This window comes from Chitinophaga sp. H8, from assembly GCF_040567655.1.
Classification (GTDB): Bacteria; Bacteroidota; Bacteroidia; order Chitinophagales; family Chitinophagaceae; genus Chitinophaga; species Chitinophaga defluvii.
Map to the genome: position 1 here is coordinate 43712 of NZ_JBEXAC010000001.1, position 26555 is coordinate 70266.

Consider the following 26555-nt stretch of genomic DNA (forward strand, 5'->3'; position numbering starts at 1 on the left):
TAAAAGTAGTTTACTTATATTGAAAATCGTAACCCTTCTTAAAAATAGGTCACTTGTTTTTATCAGACAAGGCTTTTTCTGCTAATTCACGGATTAATAATACTTCGCTGGCCTGTGCTACAGCCAGGCCATATTCGGGCACACCGGGAATCCCGCCCATGCTTACATCGGGATTGCGGTACTGCATCTGGCTTTCCACATATCCTTTGGCGGTGGTATGAAATTCTGTAGCACCGGTTTCGTGGATGAGGGCTTCAATATTGGTACTTCTCACACCGGAGCCTACCATAATATTGATGCGGCCAGCTGCCTGCTGTACCAGCTCGCGGAGGAGGCTTACTCCTTCCATGGCGGTATTGCGTTGTCCTGAGGTAAGTATCCGTTCACATCCGATGTCGATGATATCTTCCAATGCCTGCATGGGGTCTTCTGTCATGTCAAAAGCACGGTGAAAGGTTACCCCCATCGGCCAGGCCAGTTCTACCAGCGCTTTGCTGCGTACTTTATCCACTTTACCATCTGCGGTAAGCAGTCCTATCACCACGCCATCACATCCCAGCTGTTTGCAGAGGGAAATATCTTTTTTCATGATGTCAAACTCCAGGTCATCATACAAAAAGTCGCCGCCGCGGGGGCGTATGATAGGGTAGAGGGCAATATTCACCTTTTCCCTTGCCAGCGCAATCGTAGCATAGCTGGGCGTAGTACCCCCTTCCAGTAAATTATCGCACAGTTCAATTCGCTGTGCTCCACCCTCCTGTGCTGCTATGCAGGAAGTCACAGAGGCGGCGCAGATTTCGAGGACGATACTCATGAGTTTTTAGCTTTTAGCTTTTAGCAGTTAGCTTTTAGCTGATCTAAGCGGAACAAAAAAGAGCTAAAACTAACGGTTTAGAAATAAAATGTAATCCCTCGCTGCATTAAGCTAAAAGCTAACTGCTAAGAGCTAACAGCTTTAATAATAAAAACAATCCTTCGCTGCATTAAGCTAATAGCTAAAAGCTAACAGCTAATAGCTCAAAAATAATGTTTCCCATTAATCAGCGTCTGCTTCTCCGCGGTGCTGCCGGTACAAACGGCGTAGCTGAATCCTTTCTGCAGGCAGTAGGCGCCATGTTGTCCTTTTTTGTTGAGGGCCAGGAAGCCTACTTGTATTTCTTTCGCTTTTTGCGGGCTGCGTTTTACGATACGGTTCACCGCTTCCTTGCAGGCAGCTTCCGGCGGATAGCCCTGGCGCATGAGTTCTACTACCAGGTGGCTGCCTACGATCTTGATCACTTCTTCTCCTACGCCGGTGGAGGTAGCCGCACCTATTTCATTGTCTACATATAGTCCTGCCCCGATGATAGGAGAGTCGCCCACACGGCCGTGCAGTTTAAACGCCATACCACTGGTAGTGCAGGCGCCCGACAGGTTGCCCTGGGCATCCAGTGCTACCATGCCGATGGTATCGTGATTATATACATTGCCAGGCAGCATCAGCGGATTAAAGGCGGTAGCGCCTTTTCCATCGTACGACTGGTTTTCAATGTTCATAATAGGTTTGTATTCCGATTTTTTCAGCCATTCCTTCCAGGCTTTTTCCGCTTCAGGGGTGAGCAGGTTTTCTTTTTGGAATCCGTTGGCCAACGCAAACTGTAAAGCGCCGTCACCTACCAGCATCACATGCGGCGTTTTTTCCATTACCAGCCTGGCCACAGAGATAGCATGTGTTACATGTTCCAGGGCAGCTACAGCGCCGCAGTTGCCCAGCTCATCCATGATACAGGCATCGAGGGTAACGCGTCCGTCCCGGTCGGGGTATCCGCTATAACCTACGGTGTGATTATTTGGATCTGCTTCCGGTACTTTTACGCCTGCCTCTACCGCATCCAGCGCGCGGCCGCCATCTTTCAATACTTCCCACGCAGCTTTATTGGCCGCCACGCCAAAGTCCCACGTAGACACCACAATCGGTTTGCCAGCCGTTTTAGCTGCAGCATTTGCAGCCCGTGCAGGCATCCCCGTTACCCCATCTAAAGAGAAAACAGCGGCACCAAGGGCCGCTGCTTTTAAAAATCGTCTACGATCTTGCATAAATATTTAATTTATGAAATTTATCCTCAATCTTTCATCTCCCAGGCTAATGCACTGGCTCCTAATATCGCCGCATCACTTTCTTTCAGTTCGGAGAACAGCAATTTAACTTTATTCTGGAATATAGGGAGCAGGTTTTCTTCCATATGTTTTCTTACCGGATCCATGATCAGATCGCCCGCATTGGTTAAGCCACCAAAGAGGATAATAGCTTCCGGGCTGGAAAACATCACAAAGTTAGCCAGGGCGGCACCCAGTACCTGTCCGGTAAATTCATATATTTCCAATGCCAGGGCATCGCCTTTTATAGCTGCTTCATAGATCACTTTGGAGTTGATCTCTTCCGGTTTGTAATTGCGTAACAGGCTCTTGCATTCCGGACGGTTGTTGAGGAATTCAATGGCTGTTTTGGTAACACCGGTAGCAGAAGCATAAGCCTCCAGTGAACCATGTGCACCGGTACCGGGGTGTAATCTGCCACCGGGGATCACGATGATATGTCCCAGTTCACCGGCAAAACCATCATGCCCGTAGATCAGCTGGCCATTGGCTACGATACCGCTGCCCACACCTGTACCCAGGGTGATCACGATAAAGTCTTTCATACCTCGGGCAGCACCGTAGATCAGTTCTCCCAATGCAGCTGCATTGGCGTCATTGGTTAATACGGTAGGTAAACCAAATTTTTCTTCCAGTAATTTGGCTAAAGGCACGATCCCCTTCCAGCGAAGGTTAGGTGCATATTCAATATTGCCGGTATAAAAGTTACCATTGGGTGCGCCCACACCAATTCCCTTTATATTTTCCATACCGCCTACCTGCTCTATCAGCAGTGCGAGGTGCCCGTGGAGTTCCTCCAGGAAGCCTGTTACCTCTTCATGTTGATTGGTTAGCATACGGCCATCGCACAAAATATTACCTCTGCGATCTACAATGCCAAACTTCGTATTGGTACCACCAATATCAATGCCCACCACTAGTTGCTGACTCATAATCGATTCCTTGGAATTTTAATATGTTTTTAACTCTGATTGCAAAATATGCCAGGTATGCGAAGCATAACACCGGTATTATATAAGACATGTGAATGCCTACCATTGGAATGTCGGCCAATCCGCCCTGTACCGGAGGTACCAAGGCACCACCCAGGATCATCATTACCAGGAAAGAAGCTGCCTGGCTGGTATATTTTCCCAGTCCGGCAATAGATAATGAAAAGATAGAAGGCCACATAACAGAGCAGAACAATCCACCGCTGATAAAAGCAAAGGCTGCTACCATACCGGTAGAGCATAAACCGATGATCATAGCTGTCATACCCATCAAACCAAATATCATCAGGGTTTTGGCAGGTTTTTCCTGACCGGCAAAGAAGCCCAGGATCTGCAATACGATGAAGATGGAATAAGGATATAAATGGCTGATATCATTTCCTTTCAGGTGGTTAGCGCCCAGGATAACTGCGTAGGCCACAAAAGGAACAATGATGAACAACAGCTTACGGGTAGTCTGAGAAACGTTGAATACGCTGATGGCACCTGTCCAGCGGCCAATCATCAGACTGCCCCAGAACAGGGAAATATAGGGATCCAGCTGGGCTTCGCTCAAACCGGTTGCTGTTAAGAAGCCCGGATGTTTTAATAAAGCGCCCATGTTGCTGGATGCACTTACTTCCACCCCTACATATACAAAAATGGCAATCATGCCGAGGATCAGCTGCGGATATTTCATAGCGCCCCAGCCATGGCCATCTTTTTGAGAAGCAATTTTGGCATTGAATAATACGAGGAAGATACCGATGATACCTACCAGGAAGAAAGGCAGCTCGTTTTTGATAACGATACCGATAATGATCAGTACAAACAGGGCACTGATTGCTACCAGGGTTCTGCTGGCCTTATCTGATTTTTCAAAAGCTTCATCTTCGGTCGACTTAGGCATTTTGGAAAAAGAGAAGATGGCTGCCGCTACGAGGAACAATATGATCAACAGTATATATAAGGTATTGATCTTGCTGATGTCGGTATGTGTAACATCACCACCGGTAGTGCTGCCAAACAGCAGCATACTTACAATGATAGGACCGATGGTAGTACCGAAGGAGTTTACCCCACCCGCCAGGTTCAGGCGGTGGCTGCCCTTTGCAGGATCTCCCAGGATAATCGCAAAAGGATTGGCCGCAGTTTGTTGCAGGGAAAAACCAAGTGCTACAATAAAGAAGGCCCCCAGGATCAGGTAGAAGGCCAGCGTTTTATCTGCCATGCCATTACCCAGGTTGACTGCCCCGATCAATGCTACCGCACCGGCTACAGAGATCAGCAAACCATAGATGATCCCTTTTTTGTAACCAATTTTGTTGAGGATATCCACTCCACGGAGCGCAGAAAAGAGATACAGGAGTAAGGAGCCAATAAAATAGGCACCATAAAAGGCGAAATCAATTAATTGTGACTCAATTTGGGAAAGATCAAAATGTGCTTTACAAAATGGGATAAAAATACTATTGGATGCCGCGACAAATCCCCAGAAAAAGAAGACCAGAATCAACACAAAAAACGAGGGATGTGTGCTTTGCTTTGCTTGTTGAGACATAAACGTGTTAAATTATTGTGATAATTTGCCGGATAAATGTATAATTTATTTTTAAGGAATTTCAAATAAATCCGATTCTTTGCCTTCTTTTTTTTATATGCAAAAACGTTTTAGCTAAGATATTTATAAAATATAAGAATAGTTTTTTTATGTTCGCGTTTTCCTGTATTAAAACCTTTATGTAAAATTTAAATAACTTATGTCCACATCCACCGCGACACAAGCCATTGCCGGAAAATCAACCAATTACACACAGGCGATGTCTATTATTGGCATGCTGTTCTTCGTTTTCGGTTTTGTTACCTGGTTAAACGGCGCCCTGATTCCCTTCTTTAAAATTGCCTGTGAGCTGAGTGTTTCCCAGGCATTGCTGGTTACTTTCGCTTTTTACATGGCGTACTTCTTCCTTTCTATCCCTTCTTCGTTCATATTGAACAAAACAGGGTTCAAGAATGGGATGGCGTTAGGTTTGTTAGTGATGGCAGTGGGTTCGCTTGTTTTTATCCCTGCGGCTAATGCACGTAGCTTTCCGATGTTCTTAACCGGATTATTTATCCAGGGGGCGGGACTTTCCCTGCTGCAAACGGCTTCCAATCCGTACATCAGTATTATCGGGCCTATTGACAGCGCTGCCAAGCGTATCAGTATCATGGGGATCTGTAATAAAACCGCAGGTGCTATCAGTCCGCTGATCCTGAGTGCAATCGTATTAAAAGGTGCTTCTGAACTGGAAGCCCAGATCGCTGCTACTACAGACCATGATGCAAAAGCAGTATTGCTGGACAGCCTGGCATCCAGGGTGATCATGCCTTACATTGTGATTGCAGTGGTATTGATATTACTGGCTTTCTTTATCAGCCGTTCTTCTTTACCTGAAATTGATGCTGATGTAGAAGATGAAGCTACCGCAGCAGCTACTTCCGGCAAAACCAGCGTATTTCAATTCCCTCACCTGTTGCTGGGCCTGCTTTGCTTGTTCCTGTATGTGGGTGTGGAAGTAATGGCAGGGGATGTAATCGGTGTATATGGTAAATCGCTCGGTATGAGCCTGGACCAAACGAAGTACTTTACCACCTTTACTTTGCTGGCGATGCTGGTAGGTTATATAGCAGGTATTGCTACCATTCCAAAGATCATTTCCCAACAAATGAGTTTGCGGATTTCTGCGGCTTTAGGAATCGTATTTACGATAGGTGCCTATGTTACCCATGGCTATGCTTCTGTAACCTTTATCGCTTTATTGGGATTGGCCAACGCATTGATGTGGCCTGCTATCTTCCCGCTGGCGATTGATGGTCTGGGTCGTTTTACCAAAATCGCTTCTGCTTTACTGGTAATGTGTATTGCGGGTGGTGCCATCCTGCCACAGATCTACAGCAGCATGTTTGACCACGAAGGTTTGCTGTCATTCCTGTACAGCGATACCATGGACTTCAGAAAAGCATTCCTGTATTGCATGGTGCCTTGCTATGTTTACATTCTGTACTATGCTGTTGCTGGTTATAAAGTAGGTAAGCGGACCGCAAAATAATAATACGCTACTATCAGATAAAAGATACCAAAGGGCTGTCTCCTCCGGGAGGCGGCCTTTTTTTGTGCGCCACCGGAAGGGAATAGTTCCCTATATGTGGTTGTAAACTCCAATCAGGATTTATTAACAACAGCTGTAAACCTATAGCAGGATCAGACCTGCCAATACCTTTTTTCAGGGTAAAACCAGCCATGAATCTATGGTTCCATAGGGATATCCCGTATATATCCCGTATATGTCCCGTATATATCCCGTATATATCCCGACAATATGCGTAGTCGGGATATCTATGGGATATCTCCGGAATAACTCTGGTTCATCTATGGGTTATTCCTGTATGATTGATCAATTATGACAGGCTGCACCACGGGGCTGATACCTGGTTATTTTTATAAAAATTATAACCGGAATATTTTTTTGTATATTTTTAGGTGTAAAATTTACATTTAATAATTTATTTAGATGATCAATCGGGCCAGGGAGCAATTCATAGCATTATACCATCAGCAACCTTTAATAGTTACTTCGCCAGGACGAATCAATCTGATAGGAGAGCATACTGATTATAATAACGGGTTTGTACTACCGGCAGCTATCGATAAAAAGATTATTTACGCCATTGCACTGAATGGTACAGACCAATGCCATGCTTTTGCCGCTTTTAACAAGGAAGCGGTAACTTTTGACCTGAAAGATGTAAAACCTACCCGGGGATGGATCAATTACCTGATGGGAGTGGTGGATCAGCTACAAAAGCGGGGATTGCCGGTGGCTGGTTTTGATTGTGTGGTAGATGGGGATATTCCCATTGGTGCGGGGATGTCTTCTTCGGCAGCAGTAGAAGGGGGACTGGTAGCTGCATTGGATCACCTGATGGGCTTTGGACTGGACCGGATGGAGATGGCCCGCATCGGTCAGCTGGCAGAACATACCTTTCCTGGTGTAAAATGCGGGATTATGGACCAGTTTGCCAATCTCCATGGCAAAAAAGACCAGGTAATGCTGCTGGACTGCCGCAGCCTGGACTATACTTATTATCCTTTTGATTTCCCGGACTATAAAGTGGTACTCTGTAATTCCATGGTGCATCACTCCCTGGCTTCTTCCGAATATAATACCCGCCGCCAGCAATGTGAGGCTGGTGTAAAAGCGATGCAGGCACTATATCCACAGGTACAATCTCTCCGGGATGCTGATATGACGATGCTGGAAGCAGTAAAGGACCATATCAGTGAAGTAATTTATAAACGCTGTGCATTCGTGATAGCAGAAATTGAACGGGTACCCCGGGCCTGTACTTTGTTACAGCAAGGTGACCTGAACAGCTTTGGCCAACTGATGTATGCTACCCATGAAGGACTTAGCAAGCTCTATGAAGTGAGCTGCCCCGAACTGGATTACCTGGTAACACTGGCAAGAACAAGACCTGAAGTGGCTGGGGCAAGAATGATGGGCGGCGGATTTGGTGGTTGTACCATCAACCTGGTACAATCCAGCCATGTAACGGAATATATTACCTATATGCAAAGCGCCTATCAGCAGCAATTTGGAAAAGTACCGGAAGTATATGTAACGACTATTGAAGCAGGAACTAGCATAAATAGCTATTAGCTGTTGGCTGTTAGCTTTTAGCCTTTTAAGGCTACCTGTAAACTAAAAGGCTACCACCTGTTTTATTTACCCGCTGCATTAAGCTAAAGGCTAACAGCTCTAATGACAATCCTTCGCTGCATTTAAGCTAACAGCTAACTGCTAATAGCTAACAGCTTTTTATTATTATTGTGGGATAAATCCACAATGTTGCATCATTGAAAGAAGAAAACCATTTATATAATGAGCAGGAGTTGTTAAAACAACTGTCGGAAGGGAATGAAGCAGCTTTCGCTACGTTGTATGGATTTTATAAAGATAAAATTTACTCCATTGCCTATAGCCTTACCAAGTCGGTTGCCCTGGCGGAAGAGACGGTACAGGATGTTTTTATGAAGTTATGGCTGAAACGTGCATCGCTCCGGGAAGCCCAGTCCTTTAAAGATTATCTTTTTATAGTTACCCGTAATCATATTTTTAACCTGCTGAAGCGGCAGGCCTTACATGAGATGGCGGTGGATAAATTGTCACACCAGCCGCAACATCCGTTTCCTGCTCCGGACGATTTTCTGGAAAATAAAGCTTACCGCGATTTATTGCAGCAGGCAGTGAACCAGTTGCCTACTCAGCAGCAACAGGTATATAGACTTAGTAAAGAACAGGGATTGAAGCGGGAAGAAGTAGCTGCCCGGCTGGGACTATCCCCCGAAACGGTAAAAATTCATCTGGCCAGGGCCATGCGTGCCATCAGGGCCTATTGTCTGTCAAGATTGGATATATTTGTTGCACTGATCCTACTCTATCTGGAAGAAAGAAAATAATTTTTTAAGGAGGTAACCCGGAATGCTCAGCCGGTTGTCTTTAGTATACAGGCACTATATTAAACGGGTGCCGATTGTTATTCATGAGTATGCAGGAAAGCCGTATCACATATTTATTGCGGGCGTATGCCAATGATACCTGTACAGCGGGAGAGCGGGAAGAGTTGTGGATGCTGCTCAGCCAGGAGGTAAATGATGGGGAGGTGGAAGCAGCCTTACAGCAGCTGATACAGGATACCCCACCAGTACACCATATGGATGAAACTGCCGCAGCAGATGTGCTGAAAGCCATCCTTACCCAGGCGCCGCCTGCAAAGTTACGGAAGTTGCAGCGCTGGAAATGGGTAGCTGCCGCAGCCTGTGTAGTAGGTGTGATAATAGCTGGTTGGTTTTTTAGCCAGTCGCGTAAAGCATCCGGTCCTGATATCACTTTGCAGGAAGCCGGGAAGATTGTTCCGGGAAGTAACCAGGCCACGTTGGTACTGGACGATGGTACCAGCCTTGCCCTTGGACATGCAGACAGCACCAGCATTGCCAGTCATACCAACGCGCAGCTGCTGGCAGATAGCGGCCAGCTGGTCTTTAATAAAAATGCAGCATCAGGTGAGGTAAGGTATAATACAGTGATTACACCTGCAGGGGGGCAGTATGCGGTAGTACTGCCGGATGGGTCACGTGCATGGTTAAACGCAGGATCGTCATTACGTTTCCCTTCCGCCTTTACAGATAATAAGCGGGTAGTAGCAATGACCGGAGAAGTTTTTTTTGATATTGCACCGGGAGCAGCCCGTCCTTTCCTGGTACGTGTACAGGATGTTGAAGTACAGGTGCTTGGTACACAATTCAATATCATGGCATATGATAACGAACCGGCTATCAGTGCCACCCTGGTACAGGGAGCCGTAGCGGTACAAAGGGGAGCAGCACGTAAAATGCCCGCCATTGGTCAGCAGGTGATCATCAAAGACAATCAGCCTATGGAAATTCAGCCGGCGGATATTGCCAGGATAACGGCCTGGAAGGAAGGACGCTTTGAGTTTAATGGCAGCATAGGAGCAATTATGCGCCAGATAGAAAGATGGTATGACGTAAAAGTATTGTACGAAGGCAATGTGGCCGGACAGTCATATATAGGTACTATTTCGCGCAGTGAAGATATAGCGGATGTATTGAAAACATTGGAATTAACAGGGAGTTTACATTTTAAGGTAGTAGGAAAACAGATTATTGTCACACCGTAATACTATATTTTTTATCAGCCATTAATTTTTAAGAACCAACCAAAAACGAGGCGAGCACTTATGGAGAAAAATCGCATGGTCAGCATTGACCTGAAGGGAAGCCGTATGTCCCGGCTATCAACCAAGTTTGTATGGATATTGGTATTGCTCATTGCACTACAGGCATCTGCAGAAGCATTTGCGCAACAGGTAACACTGCACAAAAAACAGGCGCCGCTATTGGAAGTGCTGAACAGCATCAAACAGCAAACAGGGTATTTTTATGTTTGCCAGATCGCTTTGCTGAATGAAAGCAAACCGGTAGATGTAAATGTAGAAAATGCGCCCCTGGAACAGGCACTGGCTGCCGTTTTTAAGGCACAGCCGCTTGCCTGGAGCATTCATGGAAAAACGATCGTGGTAAGGAGAAAAGGTACACCAGCGCCCTCGCAATTGCAGGACACCGTGATCACTACTTTTACCGTGATGGGAAATGTTAAGGATCAGCAGGGACATCCCATGCCCGGTGCTTCCATAGCTATCAGCGGTACCCAGCGGGGAGGACAGACAGATGCCGCGGGTAATTTTCTGTTGAAAGAAGTCGCATTGCCTGCCGTGATTGAGGTGAGATATACCGGTTTTGTTCCGCAACGGCTAAGTGTTATCAATGATGATATGCTGTATGTTACACTACAGGAAAGTAAACAACAGGTGAATGAAGTAGTGGTAACCGGGTATAGCAGTAAAAAGATCAGTGAGCTGACAGGATCTTTGTCTACCGTAAAAGGGGAAGCATTGAAAAATGTGACTTCTGCTTCTATCCTGCAAAATATCCAGGGAAAAATAACCGGACTTAATGCAAGCAGTGTGGGAGGTAATCCGGCCGAAGAGGTAAATCTTACCGTGAGAGGAGTAGGTTCATTAGGAGGTACCGGCTCTACCCAGCCATTGATAGTAATCGATGGGTTGATCCAGGATGCTGGTGGGGTAGCCAATGTAAGTCCCAATGATGTGGCGTCTGTAACGCTGCTCAAAGATGCGGCAGCCACTGCTTTGTATGGTGCACGTGCGGCTAATGGTGTGTTGCTGATCAACACTAAAAGAGGCGGCACCGAAGACGGTAAACCGAAGGTGAATTTTGAATCCGTATTCAGCTGGGAAAAACCTTCCTTTGGCAAGTTCAGGATGATGAATAGTGCAGAACGTTATGATCTGATGGAACAGGCCTATGGTAATGATTACCGGAATGAAAATCCCGGTGCTACTGATACGGATGTACGTAATTATCTGGGTACCGTAATGCCGGATAAGCAGCAGGCGCTTGCCAATAATACCGATTGGGTAAAAGCAGGGTACCGGACTGGACAGATACAGCGGTATAATTTATCTGTAAGTGGCGGAGCGCAAAAATTCAAATATTATGCAGGGGGTACCTATCATCATGAGCTTCCCGTAGCATTTACAGACCAGTATGATAAATACCAGCTCCGGGTGAATACGGAATATGCCCCCTCTTCAAAGTTCACCATCACTACAGGATTTAATGGCTCTTTTACTAAATCGAGGAGTGCAGGATTAAGCAACTATCAATCAAACCTATATGGTATGATGCCCTGGGACAATCCCCGTCGTCCGGATGGGAGCTATAAAACAGGAGGGCCTAATGAAGCTGGCTGGTACAGTGGTTCCAGTACCTATAATCCATTGTATGATGCCGCCTGGCAATATGGATTTGATAAAACCTACCTGGCCAGCGGTGATACTAAATTACAGTATAATATTACCCCATGGCTCAGTGTGTCCAGTGCCAACAGGATCACCTTAGGATTCGGTAAGTTTGGATTTTATACAGATCCCAGGGATAGCGCTTCCTACAGGCCCGGCGGATTTTATTTGCAGCAAGCCTCTACCCGGATCAACTACATTACTTCCAACATGCTTTCTTTCAATAAAAGGATAGGACAGCATGCTATTAAAGGACTGGCGGGGATGGAGTTTAATGATATCCGCAATGAACTTACTTCAGTAGCTGTCAGAGATATTACCCCCGGCAGTACTTCTATTGCCTCCGGAAAGGTAGACAGGACCGGTGAGGATATTCAGGAAATTGCTTTTCTGTCGTACCTCTCAGAGTTAAACTACAGTTATAAAGACCGTTATTTTCTGTCGGCATCCCTGAGAAGTGATGGCTCTTCCAAGTTTGGCGCCAATAATAAATTCGGTACATTCTATTCAATAGGTGCTGCCTGGAACATCAGTGATGAAGTATTCCTGTCAGGTAATAAAACTATTACCAATCTCCGCTTACGGTTCAGCCACGGTACTTCCGGTAATGCCGATCCGGTAGGGGCCTATGATATTTATGGGGTGTATGATTTTATTACTTACCTGAGTGATCAGTACAACGGACAGCCGGGTATTATTCCAGGTAGTCAGGCTAATAACCCGGACCTGCACTGGGAAGTACAGCGGATGAATAACCTGGGAGTAAATATTGCCTTGTGGAACCGCCTGCATGTGAATATAGATCTCTATGATAAAGCCAATGGAAGTTTGCTGCGTGCAGTGCCGGCAGCGGGTACCAGCGGGATACCCAGTGTGGTAAAGAATATTGGTAAGATCTCCAATAAAGGATTGGAAGTAGAAATCAATTCCGATAACCTGAAAGGAAAAGTAAACTGGACAACTAATCTGAATTTATCTTTTAACCGGAATAAAGTATTGTATCTGACAGGGGTACCGGAAGTATTTCCCACTACCGGAACAAACAACCTGCTGGCACCGGGCTATGCAGTAGGGTCTTATTGGGGACTAGTGTATAAAGGGGCCGATCCTGAAACGGGGAAACCTTCTTATGAGATGATAGATGAACAAGGTAAAAGCAGTGTTACGACAGATATTTCCAAAGCCACTCCGCAGTACCTGGGAAATCCCCAACCTAAATTTTATGGTGGTATTTCCAATACGGTTGCCTACCGGGGATTTACTTTAAGTGTATTGCTGGATTATGTATCGGGGTTGAAATTATTCAATGATATACGCGGCTCCCGTTATGGCGCCTACGAAATGGATGGTGCTTCCAGGACGTCCAACAATGTGGCATTGCCGGACGGGCAAACACGCTGGCAGCGGCCGGGAGATCATGCCTTTGCACCTGCCGCCACGCTGGTAGGCTATGCAGATGCCAGTGGCTGGACTACTACCCGTTTCCTGGAAGATGCCAGTTATCTCAGGATCCGTAATGTACGGCTCTCTTATGATATGCCGGAAAGATGGTTATCGCGCTGGAAGATGCAGGGCGCCACTTTATTTGTTTCAGGAGATCACCTGTACACCTTTACCCGCTTCAGCGGATTGGATCCTGAATCTGGCGGGCTAAGTGCAGAATATGCTTCCAAGTATGTTATCAACCGGAAGGTATCCGTTGGGTTAAGTATTAGTTTCTGATCCGTATTAACTGTAATAGTATGAACAAGAGAAAATTTCTATATAGTGCTTTCTGTATGATGCTGGCCATCACGGCGTGTAATAATAAGCTGGAACTAAGGCCGGAAACCTCTATTGATGCTGACAAGGCTGTAGAGAATGAAAGCAACCTGATCCTGGCTACCAGTGGTAATTACTCCATGATGAACAGTACATTTTACATTACTACCTACTATCATCTTACGGAATCTGCTACTGATAATGTAGAGGCTACTGGCATATTTGATCCGGGTGGTACCCGTGAATTTGCGGCCTATTCTTTTAATCATTCCCTGGCTATGCGGAATCCGTCAGATGTTTATACAGAAGCGTATAAACTGTTGCGGGGGGTAAATAATGTGATTAATAATATCCCTGACGATGCGAATACACGCCTCTTACAATTGAAGGGAGAGAACCTGTTCCTGCGGGCGCTGGCGCATTATACCCTGGTCAATATTTTTGGCCGGCCCTACGTACAGGATAACGGCAATCATCCGGGTGTGGTAATCGTGGATAAAGTAGCGGCACCGCTGGACAGGCCGGCAAAGCGTAATACAGTGAAGGAAGTGTATGACTTTATGATAGCCGACCTGCTAAAGGCCATGCCACTGATGAAAGCAGAGATCGGAGATAACGCTTTTGCCAGCCGTTATGCAGCAGCTGCCATGCTCTCCAGCCTTTATCTGAATATGGATAATCCTGCCAAGGCGGTGGAATATGCCAATATGGTGATCAATAGTGGCCTGTATTCTTTGGCTGAGGGAGATGTATATAAAAAGTATTTTTCGACAGACCACAGTACCGGTGACAAAGAAACTATTTTCTGTATGAGGAGCCTGGATGGTACCGGTAGTGGGTATTATTATTACAACCAGAGCTACACCGTAGAGAAGTTTGCGGCAGTATCCAAACCCTTACTGGACTTACTGGATGAAGGCAGTGGGGATGTAAGGAAAAGCTTTTATAAGCCATTGCGCACAGCAGATGGCGATGAGTATACTTTTACCACCAAATTTGTACAAAACCCTGTAGCCAATCCAACAGAGCAGGTGAGTTCTCCTGCTCTGTACCGCCTGACACTGATGTACCTGAACCGTGCGGAAGCGAATGCCCGGCTGGGAAAAAACCAGGAAGCCCTGGATGATGTGAACCTGATCCGCAAAAGAGCCGGAATGAGTGGCAGTGAGCTGTACTCTCTCAGCCAGCTGCATGGCCGCAGCACGGTATTGCAGGTAGTATTGGATGAACGGAGAATAGAGTTTGCTTTTGAAGGGGGGATACGCCGGGATGATCTTTGGCGCAATAACCTGCCTATGATACGTACTTATGGAAAGGCGGGTATACCGGGTTCTTTTATCACCATAAAGCCAACGGATAAACGGGTAGTGTATTTTTTACCCCAGGACGAAACCAATGGCGTATCCAATTCGCTGGAACAAAATCCATAATCATTATCTAAACCAGTTTATATGATAAAGAAAAGTTTGATGCTGCTGTTGTGGGCAGGTATATCGCAGATGGTATTGGCACAGGCCAAACCTAACTTCACTGTTAAAGGCACCCTGGAAGGCAAGCCGGATGGCGTGGTGGTATTGAGTTATGATGGTGCGGGTGGCAAACAGATCAATACCAGTGCAGCTGTTAAAAACGGGCAGTTTATGTTTAGTGGAAATATTGCCCATACAATGGCGGCGCGGTTTTATTATAAGGAAGAGCCTTATAATGAAGCACATGGCACCATGCTGTTCCTGGAACCTGGTAAGATGCAGCTAACCGTGCCATTTGAAGATTTTAGCAAAGCTACCTTAACAGGTTCTGCTACGCAGACTGCATATAGTGGTCTGGAGCAGATCAAAAAGGGGATTGAACAAAAATACAAGTTGCAACTGGATTCTATGAGAGATGAACCTGATCATGAAAAGGCGTCAGAGATCAGGGAAAGGCTGGCACCTTTTTTTGAAGAAATGGATCAGGCCGACTACCGTTTTTTTGATCAGCATCCACAATCCTATGTAACGTTATGGCAGCTGCGTTTCCATAGTGGAGATCTGCCGATCGAAGCCCAGCAAAAATATTATGATAAGCTGGGGCCTGCATTGCAAAAAACTGCCGGTGGCAGGGAAATCGCCGCAGAGATCAGAAAACTGCGGAACGGCTCTCCGGGAAGTAAGGCCGCCAACTTTTCTGCTATGGATATCAACGGAAAAAAGTTGTCTTTATCAGACTACAAAGGTAAATATGTGCTGCTCGATTTCTGGGCCAGCTGGTGCGTGCCTTGCCGCAAAGGAAATCCACATCTGAAAGCACTGTATGCCCAATATAAAGATAAGGGGATAGAATTTATCGGCATATCAGACGATGACAGCAACCCTGCTGCCTGGAAAAAAGCGGTCGCAAAAGATGATTTACCCTGGAGGCATGTATTGCGTGGTATGGACCGTAACCTGATGAGAGCAGGTAAGACCAGCGATAAGGATATCAGTGAGAAATACGGCATACATTCACTGCCTACTAAGATATTAATCAACCCGGAAGGTATGATCATTGGCCGTTATGGCAGTGAAGGAGATGAATTGGATAGAATGCTTGAAAAAAGCTTTTAGCTATTAGCTGTTAGCCTTTAGCTTAAATGCAGCGATGGATTGTGTTTTGTCATTAGAGCTGTTAGCTATTAGCCGTTAGCTTTTAGCCTTTTAAGGCTATCGACAAGCTAACGGCTAATTACTTTTTATTTAGGCAGTATTTGAATTTATCATTCAACAAATTCACAATAGCTTTCTTCATTCGCTGCATTTAAGCTAAAGGCTAACAGCTAAAGGCTAACAGCTAAAGGCTAACAGCTAAAGGCTAACAGCTAAAGGCTAACAGCTCTACTAATACTGGTCATCCAGCGCAAAAATAGGCTTGCGGTTCATCCAGCGTCCACGGGTGAAGTCGGGGATGAATTGCAGGCTGCCACCTTCTGCTACGGATTGTTCACTCAGTGGAGTAATAGCGTACCAGGTAGCCAGGTCGTAAACGTCCAGTGCATATGGTGCACCTCTTTTAATACTCTCGATAAAGGAGTTGATCACATACCAGTCCATACCACCATGTCCGGCGCCGGCAGCATCTTTGGTAAAGCGTTTCCACAGTGGGTGGTCGTATTTACCGAAGTAGGAAGCCGGGTCATTTTCACTACCGGTTTTTTCCCATTCGTCGTGTTTACTTTTCCCTTCTATGTAGATAGATTGCTGGTCATCCATCCATAAGCCGTTGGTACCTTGTACGCGGAAGTTGAGGGAATAAGGGCGGGGAGAGTTGGTATCATGAGATAGCATGATGGTTTCACCGTTGCTGGTCCGGATGAGGGTACTCACGATATCGCCCAGTTTAAATTCTACTTTGGCATTAGGGTGGTTTTCACCACCATGATCTACCACGTATTTATGCAGTCCGCGTGATTTGGTAGCCACAGATGTTAAAGACAGGAGGCGGTTGCCACGGTTCATATTGATCACATTACCCACAGGGCCGAGGCCGTGTGTGGGGTAGAGGTCGCCGTTGCGGTGTACGGAGTGATTGGTTCTCCAGTGTGCTTCAGAAAGACCTTTTTCTCCAAATTCCACCCCACCACCGTAGTATTGTTTACCATCATTGAATTTAACCCCACGCAGATCGTGCTGGTATCCACCCTGGAGGTGGGTAATTTCACCAAATAGTCCCTGGCGGGCCATGTTCAGTACTGCCATAACATCGCGGCGGTAACAAACATTTTCCATACCAAATACCTGGATATTAGCAGCTTCGCTGGCGTTCACCAGTTGCCAGCATTCCTGTACATCAGCAGCGCCGCATACTTCCACAGCAGGTGTTTTGCCTGCTTTTAAAGCAGCCACCGCCTGAATGGTATGCCATTCCCAGGGAGTAGCAATGATGACTGCATCGATATCGTCCCTTTTCAGCAGGTTGAGATAATCTTCCGGCCCGTTGGTATATTCTGCTATTTTTCTTTTAGCACCATATACCTTGCTGATGATTTCCCGGCATTTGGGAACTGCAAATTTCGTGTCCGGATCGGCAATAGCGATCACGTCTACATCTTCCCGGTGCAGGCACAGGCTGAGATGCCCGCTACCCCTTGCCCCAACGCCTATGAGGCCTACTCTGACTTTAGGTTTCTTTTCGTTGGCAAACAGTTTTGCTGGTGTATTCAGCAGTGATAAACCCACTCCTGCCGCTACCGTGCCTTTGATAAAACTTCTACGATGCAGTTGCTGCTTACTCATGTTTGAAATATTTAAACGTGCATGATTTGATAAAAGGAGGGTTTAAATGTATATAATTTGAATTGTGAAATGCAAATGAAGCCCGTTTTTTCTGACATTTTTGTGATTAACGGTGAATTGGGATGTGGCGGCATGTAATAGTATTCTCCCGATCTGCACCTGCCGGCAGTAGTATTTTAACATTCCCTGCATCAATTTTAGCGGCACTGGAACTATCCTGTATTTAATAGTATTTTTAGTTCACTTGTAAATACTTGTATTGTTATAATACTGCACATGAAAAAGAGAAATGTCATTTTACTGGCGGGATTGTTTTGCAGCAGCATTGCTGCCACACAGGCACAATCCATTAAGCCTTATGGCGCATTGCCATCCAAAGCACAACTTGCCTGGCAGGATATGGAGTATTATATGTTCATCCATTTCGGCCCCAATACTTTTACCGACAAGGAATGGGGACATGGGGATGAAGATCCTAAAGTGTTTAATCCTTCCCAGCTGGATGCCCGTCAATGGGCACGTACCGCCAAGCTGGCCGGGATGAAAGGGATTGTACTGACCGCAAAACATCATGATGGCTTTTGTTTATGGCCCAGTAAATACAGTACGCATACCGTTCGGGAAAGCGCCTGGAAAGATGGCAAGGGCGATGTGCTGAAAGAGCTGTCGGCCGCCTGTCAAGAGTACGGGCTGAAATTTGGGGTATACCTCTCCCCCTGGGACCGTAACCATCCTGAGTACGGAACTCCTACTTACAACCAGGTTTTTGCCAATACTTTAACAGAGGTATTATCCAACTACGGTCCTGTATTTGAGCAATGGTTTGATGGTGCCAACGGTGAATCAGAAGGGGGCAAAAAGCAGGTGTACGACTGGCCTTTATTTCACAGTGTAGTATATAAACACCAACCCAATGCAGTTATCTTCAGTGATGTAGGACCAGGTTGCCGCTGGGTAGGCAATGAAAATGGTATTGCAGGCACTACCAACTGGAGCACCCTGAATGTGGAAGGCTTTGCCCCAGGGGCTGCGGGGCCTCCGGCTCCGGTGCTGAATATGGGGAATGAAGACGGCGAAAAATGGATCCCGGCTGAATGCGACGTGTCGATCCGGCCAGGATGGTTTTACAGTCCTGCCACCGATGACAAAGTAAAAACACTCCCGCATCTGCTGGATATCTACTATGGTTCCGTAGGTCGTAATGGTAACCTGATCCTGAATGTGCCGATAGACCGGAGAGGGCTGATCCACGCCAATGACTCTATCCGCTTAATGGAACTGAAAAGCAACCTGGACGCCACGTTTAAAACCAACCTGGCCAAAGGTGCCAAAGTAACTGCGTCGAACGTACGGAAGGATAAAGCCGTGTTAGCCAGCCATCTGACGGATGGCAACAGCAAAACATACTGGGCCAGTGAAGACAATGTACAACAGGCTACTATCACCCTGGATCTGAAACAACCGGTTACCTTTAACCGTTTCCTGGTATCGGAATATATTGCGCTGGGCCAGCGGGTAAAAGCATTTACCGTAGAAGTATGGGAAGGCAACGCATTTAAGGAAGTAGCCAGGGAAACGACGATAGGACATAAACGCATTTTACGTTTGCCCAATATCACTACCTCCCGCGTTCGTATCAATATCCTGGATGCCAAAGCATGCCCGGTGCTCACTGAAGTACAGCTGTTTAAAGCCCCGGAAGTACTGACTACGCCGGAAATTAAGCGCAATAAAGCAGGTGAGGTAACCATTACCGCAGCCTCTACCGATCCTGTATTGTATTATACTACAGATGGCAGTGAGCCTACTGTATCGTCTGCCCGGTACACGGGGGCTATCAGCCTGCCTGCAGGTGGGGTGGTGAAAGCTAAAGCATTCATTAACAACGGAAAAACCGCCAGCAATACAGTGGTAGCTGATTTTGATGTGGCCCCGGCACGCTGGTCTATCGCTCATAAAGATGGGGAAGCAGGTGGCCATGAGGCAGAAAAAGCGATCGACGGCAATGCGGACACCTACTGGGCATCCAATAAAAAAGGGCAGGGTGCCGCTTATCCGCATGAGCTGCAGGTAGACCTGGGAGAAAGTCTGTTATTAAAAGGATTTACCTATGTGCCCCGCCGCGATAACCTGAACAGTGGCAATATCCAGGAATATGCCTTTTACGTGAGCGAAGATGGTAAGAACTGGGGACAGGCAGCAGCACAAGGCGCTTTCGATAATATCCGCAATAACCCGGTAAAACAAACCATCCGGTTCAAACAGCCGGTGAAAGGCCGCTTTATAAAGCTGGTGGCCAAACGGGCTACCAACGAAGCCGACGAGTGGGCTAGTGTGGCAGAACTGGGGGTGGTTACTAAATAGCTTTTAGCTGTTGGCTTTTAGCCTTTGGCTATTGTGTTTTGTTGTATGGACGAGGAAAGCCTGGTTAATAGTTATTATCAGTTAGCCAATAGCAGCCAGGTGGCCTGAAGAGGCTAAAAGCTAATAGCCAACAGCTAAAAGCTAAAAAGCCTACCCAAAGGGTAGGCTTTTTCTTAATGTTTTGTAAAATTTGACGATCCCCCAAAAAAAATTCGAACATTTAAAAATTTAATGTTATAAATTTGCATTTATCTTAAACTAAAGACAATTTTTATAACAATTTAACGCTGAACTGAAGTTGGAAAATACCGCAACTCATACCAACATCTCCGCATATCATCCTGCTTTATTTGAAGGGGAATATACTGTTGGGTTCAATGTCTTTAGATATCTTTCCCGACGACCCCGGATTTGATAGCGTTCGTCATATGGCCCGCTGTCGCACAATGATTTTCCCCACGATCATTGTTTTGCCTGAAATGGATTTCAATTAAGATTTATTGACTCACGTTTTCAATTTAAAAAGTTGGAAAATCAACATATAATTGTCAGAGTAGCCACTCCTGACGATATACACTATTCAAACACCATCACCGATGAGATGGAGTCATCTGCCAAAGCAAGAGGAACCGGTATAGCCAAGCGTTCGCCAGCTTATGTGGAGCTTAAAATGATGGAAGGGAAAGCCGTTATTGCAGTCACTGACAAGGGCGAATGGGTAGGCTTTTGCTATATTGAAGCCTGGGGCCACGAAAAATTCGTTGCCAATTCCGGGTTGATTGTTAACCCTGCCTTCAGAGGACATGGCGTAGCCAAGTCTATCAAAGTAAAAATATTTGAACTGTCCAGGAAGAAATATCCGGATGCCAAGATCTTTGGCTTAACTACGGGGCTGGCAGTAATGAAGATCAACTCTGACCTCGGATATGAGCCGGTTACCTATTCAGAACTGACGGATGATGAAGAATTCTGGAAAGGCTGCCAAAGCTGTGTTAACTTTGACATCCTGACGGGTAAGGGCAGAAAGAACTGTCTGTGTACGGCAATGCTCTATGATCCGGTTGAAAAAGCCAAAGAAGAAGAGGAGAAAGCAAAAAAGATAGCTGAGGAGAAAAACAAACTGAGCGTTACCAGCATAGGCAGCAGTGGCCGGGAAGAAAGAAAACGGCGGCGGTTTAAAGGCAACTTTAAGCTGTTTGAACGATGGGTAAGGTTTAAAAGATATGTACTGCTGAAAAGTACCAGGAGAGATGGCAGCGGCGGTGGAAGGAAAAAGTTTTTCCTGTTTAATTTTTAAGTGCAGCCAGGCAGTAGCCGGGCAACATGATCCAACATATTTGTAATCAATTTTTTTGTAACGCTTCTTTTATATTCCTTCCTGTAGCGGAAGGGCGGAAGGAGACCTAATCTGATCATAATGAAAAAAGTAGTATTGGGATTTAGCGGAGGGCTTGATACTTCCTATTGCGTAAAGTATTTGACAGAGGAAAAAGGATATGAAGTACATTCTGTAATTGTGAATACCGGTGGTTTTACAGCAGCAGAATTGCAGGAGATCGAACAACGCGCATATAACCTGGGAGTGAAGAGTCATAAAGCTGTAGATGCCATACATACTTATTATGATAAGGTGATTAAGTACCTGGTATTTGGCAATGTGTTGAAGAATAACACTTATCCGCTGAGCGTAAGTGCGGAGCGTATGAGCCAGGCGCTGGCCATCGCCGAATATGCGAAGGAAATGGGAGCAGATGCTGTAGCACATGGCAGTACCGGTGCCGGTAATGACCAGGTACGGTTCGACATGGTATTCCATATCATGATTCCCGGTGTGGAAATCATCACCCCTATCAGAGATATGAAGCTGAGCCGGGAAGAAGAAATTGCTTTTCTGAAAGCGAAAGGCGTGCAGATGAACTTTGATAAAGCCATGTACTCCATCAATAAGGGGATTTGGGGCACTTCTGTAGGAGGTAAAGAAACGCTGACCTCCAATGGTTTTCTGCCGGAAGAAGCATTTCCGACACAGTTAACCAAACAGGATCCGGAGCAGGTAAAGCTGAGATTTGAAAAAGGGGAGTTGGTAGGTGTCAATGATCAGACATTTGCTCACCCTACAGATGCTATTTTTCACCTGCAGGCCATTGCGGGGGCTTTTGCCATTGGCCGGGATATTCACGTAGGAGATACCATTATCGGTATCAAAGGCCGCGTAGGCTTTGAAGCTGCCGCGCCTATGGTGATCATCAAAGCGCACCATGCGCTGGAAAAGCATGTACTCACCAAATGGCAGCTTACCTGGAAAGATCAGCTGGCGCAATTTTATGGCAACTGGCTGCACGAAGGACAGATCATGGATCCTGTAATGCGTGATATTGAAGCCTTCCTGGAAAACACCCAGCAGCATGTAACCGGAGAAGTATTTGTTACCCTGCTGCCTTACCGCTTCCAGGTAACCGGTATTGCATCGCCTTACGACCTGATGAGCAGCAAGTTTGGTAAATATGGTGAAATGAACAGTGGCTGGAGTGGGGAAGATGTGAGAGGTTTCAGTAAAATATTTGGTAACCAGACCATGATCTGGCACCAGATAGCAGACAGTGGAAAATAAAAAAGACGAACATGACTAATGCACCTATAAAAGTACGGATTGGAATTGTTGGCGGCGCAGGATATACCGGTGGAGAAATGATCCGGATATTATTGAATCATCCTAATGCTGATATTTCGTTTGTTCATAGCCGCAGCAATGCTGGTAATCCCCTGTATGCGGTACATGCCGATTTACTGGGCGAAACGGAACTTACTTTTACCGGTGAGTTAAGCAATGATATAGATGTGTTGTTTTTGTGCCTGGGACATGGTGAAGCCAGGAAGTTCCTGGAAGCAAACAACATTGCCCCTCAGGTGAAAGTAATTGATCTCAGCCAGGATTTCAGGCTGGGAGAAACCAGTGGCAGCCGGGAGTTTGTATACGGTCTGCCGGAAATGCAAAGAGCGCTGATTAAAACAGCCAGCAATATTGCCAATCCCGGATGTTTCGCCACTGGGGTGCAACTGGGATTGTTACCCCTGGCCAAGGCAGGGTTATTGCAGGAAGTACATACCACAGGCATTACCGGTTCCACAGGGGCCGGACAAAGCCTGCAGGCTACTTCCCATTTTACCTGGAGAGCCAATAACGTATCTACCTATAAAGTACTGAGTCATCAACATCTCAGGGAAATACGACGAAGCCTGCAGTTGTTGCAGCCTGCCTTTACCGGCGACATCAATTTTGTACCGGTGCGCGGCGATTATCCAAGGGGTATCTGGATCACTTCCTATCTGACATGTGATTTGTCCCTGGAGGCTGCGGTACAACTGTATAAAGATTACTATGCAGGGCATCCTTTTACGCATGTAAGCGAGAAACAAATAGACCTGAAGCAGGTGGTGAACACTAACAAGTGTTTGGTACAGCTGGAAAAAGTGGGCAATAAACTGGTGATCCACTCTATTGAAGATAACCTGTTGAAAGGTGCTTCAGGACAAGCTGTTCAGAATATGAACCTGATGTGCGGACTGGATGAAACTGCAGGGTTGAAATTGAAGTCAATCGTGTTTTAAAACTTTAAGCATTCCTGAAATGAAATTATTTGACGTATATCCGGTTAACGATATTATTATTGAAAAAGCCCTGGGCTCTCATGTATGGGACGAGAAGGGTACTGAATACCTGGACCTGTATGGTGGTCATGCTGTGATCTCCATTGGACACACACATCCTCACTACGTAAAGCGGCTTACCGATCAGTTGAACAAGGTAGGGTTTTATTCCAATTCTGTAAAGATGCCTTTACAGGAAGCGCTCGCTGCTAAACTGGGGAAAATATCCGGTAAGGAAGATTACCAGTTGTTCCTGTGCAATTCAGGTGCGGAAGCAAATGAAAATGCATTGAAGCTGGCCTCTTTTCATAATGGTAAAAAGAAGGTCATTGCCTTCCGTAAATCATTCCACGGCAGAACATCGCTGGCAGTAGCGGCTACAGATAATCCAAAGATCGTAGCTCCGGTGAATGAAACAGATAATGTCATCTTTTTGCCCTGGGAAGATGAAGCTGCTTTAGAACAAGCTTTTCAGGCCCATGAGATCTCTTCCGTGATCATAGAAGGTATTCAGGGAGTAGGCGGTATTAATGTGGCCAGTGAATCATTCCTGCGGAAGATCAGAAGCCTGTGTGATGCTCATAATGCGGTATACATTGCGGATGCAGTACAATGCGGATACGGCCGGAGTGGTAAATTCTTCTCCCACGATCATGCAGACGTAAATGCTGATATCTATACAATGGCCAAAGGCATGGGAAATGGATTTCCTATTGGCGGTATTATTATCTCTCCAAAGATCCAGCCAAGCTATGGTATGCTGGGAACTACTTTTGGTGGTAACCACCTGGCTTGCGCAGCAGCACTGGCAGTATTGGAAGTCATTGAGGGTGAGCAGCTGATCAGTAATGCAGCAACGGTGGGTAACTATCTGATGGAGCAATTACGCACCATCCCGCAGGTAAAGGAAGTAAGAGGAAGAGGTTTGATGATCGGGATTGAATTACCGGAAACACTGGCACATGTGAGAAAGGAATTGCTGGCTAAACATAAAATATTTACCGGCGAAGCTAAACCTAATGTGATCCGGTTACTGCCTTCCCTGGCATTAACGAAAGCACATGCAGACGAGTTCCTGGCTGCATTCAAAGCTGAATTAGCGAAATAATAATTAAGGGCTGGCCTAAAATGCCGGCCCTCTGCAAATAATCTTTTATCATCAAAAAACAGCACTCCCTCCCGGGGAGGAAGAAAGGGAAAAGCCCATGAAACAGTTTATATCCACCGCAGATGTGCCGGGTGTCCCGCGTTTAGTGGACATCGCACTGGATTACAAGAAGAATCCATTCAGGGATAAGGAATTAGGCGTGAATAAAACATTAGGAATGATCTTCCTGAATCCCAGTTTGCGAACACGATTAAGTACACAGGTAGCCGCCAGAAACCTGGGTATGGAAGCGGTGGTGTTTAATATAGACAAAGAAGGCTGGCAGCTGGAAATGAATGATGGTGTAGTGATGAATGGCAATACCACAGAACATGTGAAAGAAGCAGCTGCTGTAATGGGGCAATACTTTGATATTCTTTCCATCCGTACTTTCCCTGGATTGAAAGATAAAGAGGAAGACTATACAGAAAAGTATATCAACCAGTTTATAAAGTATTCCGGTGTGCCGGTGGTAAGCCTGGAAAGTGCTACGTTGCACCCCTTACAAAGTTTGACTGATGTGATCACTATCAAGGAAAACTGGCAGCAGGCACGTAAGCCTAAAGTGGTAATGACCTGGGCACCACATGTAAAAGCATTGCCGCAGGCAGTACCCAATTCTTTTGCACAATGGATGAATGCCTGGGGGGAAACAGACTTTGTGATCACCCACCCGGAAGGATACGAGCTGGATGAAAAGTTTTCCGGCAATGCTACTATTGAATATGATCAGGATAAAGCATTGCAGGACGCCGATTTTGTATATGTGAAGAACTGGTCATCCTACCAGGATTATGGTAAAATTGTTTGTACAGATCCTTCCTGGATGGTGACGAACGATAAGCTGAAGCATACTAACCAGGCTAAGGTGATGCATTGCCTGCCGGTAAGAAGAAATGTGGTAATAGCTGATGAAGTGCTGGACGGTCCACAATCTATTGTGATCCAGGAAGCAGGCAACCGTGTATGGGCAGCGCAGGCAGTACTGAGCGAAATCCTGCGGAACGGCGGCAAATAGTAAAAGCAAAAACTTAAAGCATCAGCAATGGTATATGTAATAAAAGTAGGCGGTAATGTGATCGACAATCCGGAGTTATTGCAGGCATTTCTGAAAGATTTTGCTGCTATACCCGGTAAAAAGATACTGATTCATGGGGGCGGAAAAATAGCCACCCGCATAGGAGATAAGCTGGGCATTGTATCCAACTATGTAGATGGCCGAAGGATTACTGATGCGGAAACGATTGATGTAGTGACAATGGTATACGGCGGGTTGGTCAATAAACAGCTGGTTGCAAAATTGCAGGCCAACGGTTGTAATGCTATCGGGATAACGGGTGCTGATGCCAACATTATCCCTGCGGTAAAGCGTCCGGTAAAGACGATCGACTACGGTTTTGTAGGTGATGTTGATGCTGGAAAAGTCAATGGAGGTCCTTTGCAGGCGATGCTTGAAGCGGGCCTTACACCGGTATTTGCACCACTTACACACGACGGACAAGGGCAAATGCTGAATACCAATGCAGATACGATCGCTTCTGCTCTTGCCATCGCTTTATCTGCCCACTACCCTGTGAGGCTGATCTATTGCTTTGAAAAGAAAGGAGTATTGAAAGATGCAGCAGATGATAATGCTGTCATCAACCTGATCAACCGGGAAATATACCAGCAGTTGCTGGAAGAGAAGATATTGACAGCGGGTATTTTGCCCAAACTGGAAAATGCTTTTGCTGCTATTGAAAGCGGGGTAAAAGAAGTGCTGATAGGACATGCGGAGGATGTGATCCGGAATACAACCCCTTCAGTAGCGGGTACTTTAATACGTTAGCC

19 protein-coding genes are annotated in these 26555 nt (G+C 46.0%); 14 read left to right on the forward strand and 5 right to left on the reverse strand.

The annotated features are described in order from the left end of the window. Positions 1-49: 49 nt before the first annotated feature. The 4 genes from ABR189_RS00170 to ABR189_RS00185 form a co-directional block, all read right to left on the reverse strand. A complete protein-coding gene (locus ABR189_RS00170; RefSeq protein WP_354658404.1) occupies positions 50-814 on the reverse strand; it encodes a copper homeostasis protein CutC in 765 nt (254 codons plus the stop codon). A 203-nt stretch (positions 815-1017) separates the two neighbouring features. Then, a complete protein-coding gene (locus ABR189_RS00175) occupies positions 1018-2076 on the reverse strand; it encodes a glycosylasparaginase (RefSeq protein ID WP_354658405.1) in 1059 nt (352 codons plus the stop codon). Positions 2077-2102: 26 nt separating this feature from the next. Beyond that, the gene (locus tag ABR189_RS00180) at positions 2103-3068 is read right to left on the reverse strand and encodes an ROK family protein (RefSeq protein ID WP_354658406.1); all 966 of its coding nucleotides are present in this window, start codon (positions 3066-3068) and stop codon (positions 2103-2105) included. Further along, entirely contained in the window at positions 3040-4668 is a 1629-nt protein-coding gene (locus tag ABR189_RS00185; protein ID WP_354658407.1) for an MFS transporter, read from the reverse strand. The genes ABR189_RS00180 and ABR189_RS00185 overlap by 29 nt, the downstream gene beginning before the upstream one ends. A 199-nt stretch (positions 4669-4867) precedes the next feature. Between ABR189_RS00185 and ABR189_RS00190 the strand changes: the two genes are divergently transcribed. The 7 genes from ABR189_RS00190 to ABR189_RS00220 all read left to right on the forward strand — a co-directional run bounded on the left by ABR189_RS00190 (position 4868) and on the right by ABR189_RS00220 (position 15901). Beyond that, positions 4868-6199, forward strand: a complete 1332-nt coding sequence (locus tag ABR189_RS00190) for a sugar MFS transporter (RefSeq protein ID WP_354658408.1) — start codon at positions 4868-4870, stop codon at positions 6197-6199. Positions 6200-6661: 462 nt separating this feature from the next. Continuing rightward, positions 6662-7810 carry a galactokinase gene (gene galK / locus ABR189_RS00195; RefSeq protein WP_354658409.1) on the forward strand — a complete coding sequence of 383 codons (1149 nt, stop codon included), beginning with the start codon at positions 6662-6664 and terminating at the stop codon, positions 7808-7810. 197 nt (positions 7811-8007) lie between these two features. Next, positions 8008-8610: an RNA polymerase sigma factor gene (locus ABR189_RS00200; RefSeq protein ID WP_354658410.1), complete on the forward strand. Its 603-nt coding sequence runs from the start codon at positions 8008-8010 to the stop codon at positions 8608-8610. 83 nt (positions 8611-8693) lie between these two features. Beyond that, positions 8694-9851, forward strand: coding sequence for a FecR family protein (locus ABR189_RS00205; protein ID WP_354658411.1), 1158 nt, complete (start codon positions 8694-8696; stop codon positions 9849-9851). 60 nt (positions 9852-9911) lie between these two features. Next, positions 9912-13277, forward strand: coding sequence for a SusC/RagA family TonB-linked outer membrane protein (locus ABR189_RS00210; protein WP_354658412.1), 3366 nt, complete (start codon positions 9912-9914; stop codon positions 13275-13277). Positions 13278-13297: 20 nt separating this feature from the next. Further along, positions 13298-14746 (forward strand): RagB/SusD family nutrient uptake outer membrane protein, encoded by a 1449-nt coding sequence (locus tag ABR189_RS00215; protein ID WP_354658413.1) that lies wholly within the window; start codon positions 13298-13300, stop codon positions 14744-14746. 21 nt (positions 14747-14767) lie between these two features. Further along, positions 14768-15901, forward strand: coding sequence for a redoxin domain-containing protein (locus ABR189_RS00220; RefSeq protein WP_354658414.1), 1134 nt, complete (start codon positions 14768-14770; stop codon positions 15899-15901). Positions 15902-16171: 270 nt separating this feature from the next. On the opposite strand, the gene ABR189_RS00225 is transcribed toward ABR189_RS00220, so the two are convergent. Next, complete coding sequence (locus ABR189_RS00225) at positions 16172-17566, reverse strand: Gfo/Idh/MocA family protein (RefSeq protein WP_354658415.1); 1395 nt, start codon at positions 17564-17566, stop codon at positions 16172-16174. A gap of 276 nt (positions 17567-17842) precedes the next feature. On the opposite strand from ABR189_RS00225, the gene ABR189_RS00230 reads away from it, so the two are divergent. From ABR189_RS00230 to argB, 7 genes are all read left to right on the forward strand, one after another. Beyond that, complete coding sequence (locus ABR189_RS00230) at positions 17843-19930, forward strand: discoidin domain-containing protein (RefSeq protein WP_354658416.1); 2088 nt, start codon at positions 17843-17845, stop codon at positions 19928-19930. A 526-nt stretch (positions 19931-20456) separates the two neighbouring features. Then, positions 20457-21227, forward strand: coding sequence for a GNAT family N-acetyltransferase (locus ABR189_RS00235; protein ID WP_354658417.1), 771 nt, complete (start codon positions 20457-20459; stop codon positions 21225-21227). 120 nt (positions 21228-21347) lie between these two features. Then, complete coding sequence (argG, locus tag ABR189_RS00240; protein ID WP_354658418.1) at positions 21348-22541, forward strand: argininosuccinate synthase; 1194 nt, start codon at positions 21348-21350, stop codon at positions 22539-22541. Between the two features lie 11 nt (positions 22542-22552). Next, positions 22553-23539, forward strand: coding sequence for an N-acetyl-gamma-glutamyl-phosphate reductase (gene argC / locus ABR189_RS00245; RefSeq protein WP_354658419.1), 987 nt, complete (start codon positions 22553-22555; stop codon positions 23537-23539). Positions 23540-23558: 19 nt separating this feature from the next. Beyond that, entirely contained in the window at positions 23559-24686 is a 1128-nt protein-coding gene (locus ABR189_RS00250) for an aspartate aminotransferase family protein (protein WP_354658420.1), read from the forward strand. A gap of 97 nt (positions 24687-24783) precedes the next feature. Further along, a complete protein-coding gene (locus tag ABR189_RS00255) occupies positions 24784-25743 on the forward strand; it encodes an N-acetylornithine carbamoyltransferase (protein WP_354658421.1) in 960 nt (319 codons plus the stop codon). A 27-nt stretch (positions 25744-25770) separates the two neighbouring features. After that, a complete protein-coding gene (gene argB, locus ABR189_RS00260) occupies positions 25771-26553 on the forward strand; it encodes an acetylglutamate kinase (RefSeq protein ID WP_354658422.1) in 783 nt (260 codons plus the stop codon). The last annotated feature ends 2 nt before the right edge of the window (positions 26554-26555 follow it).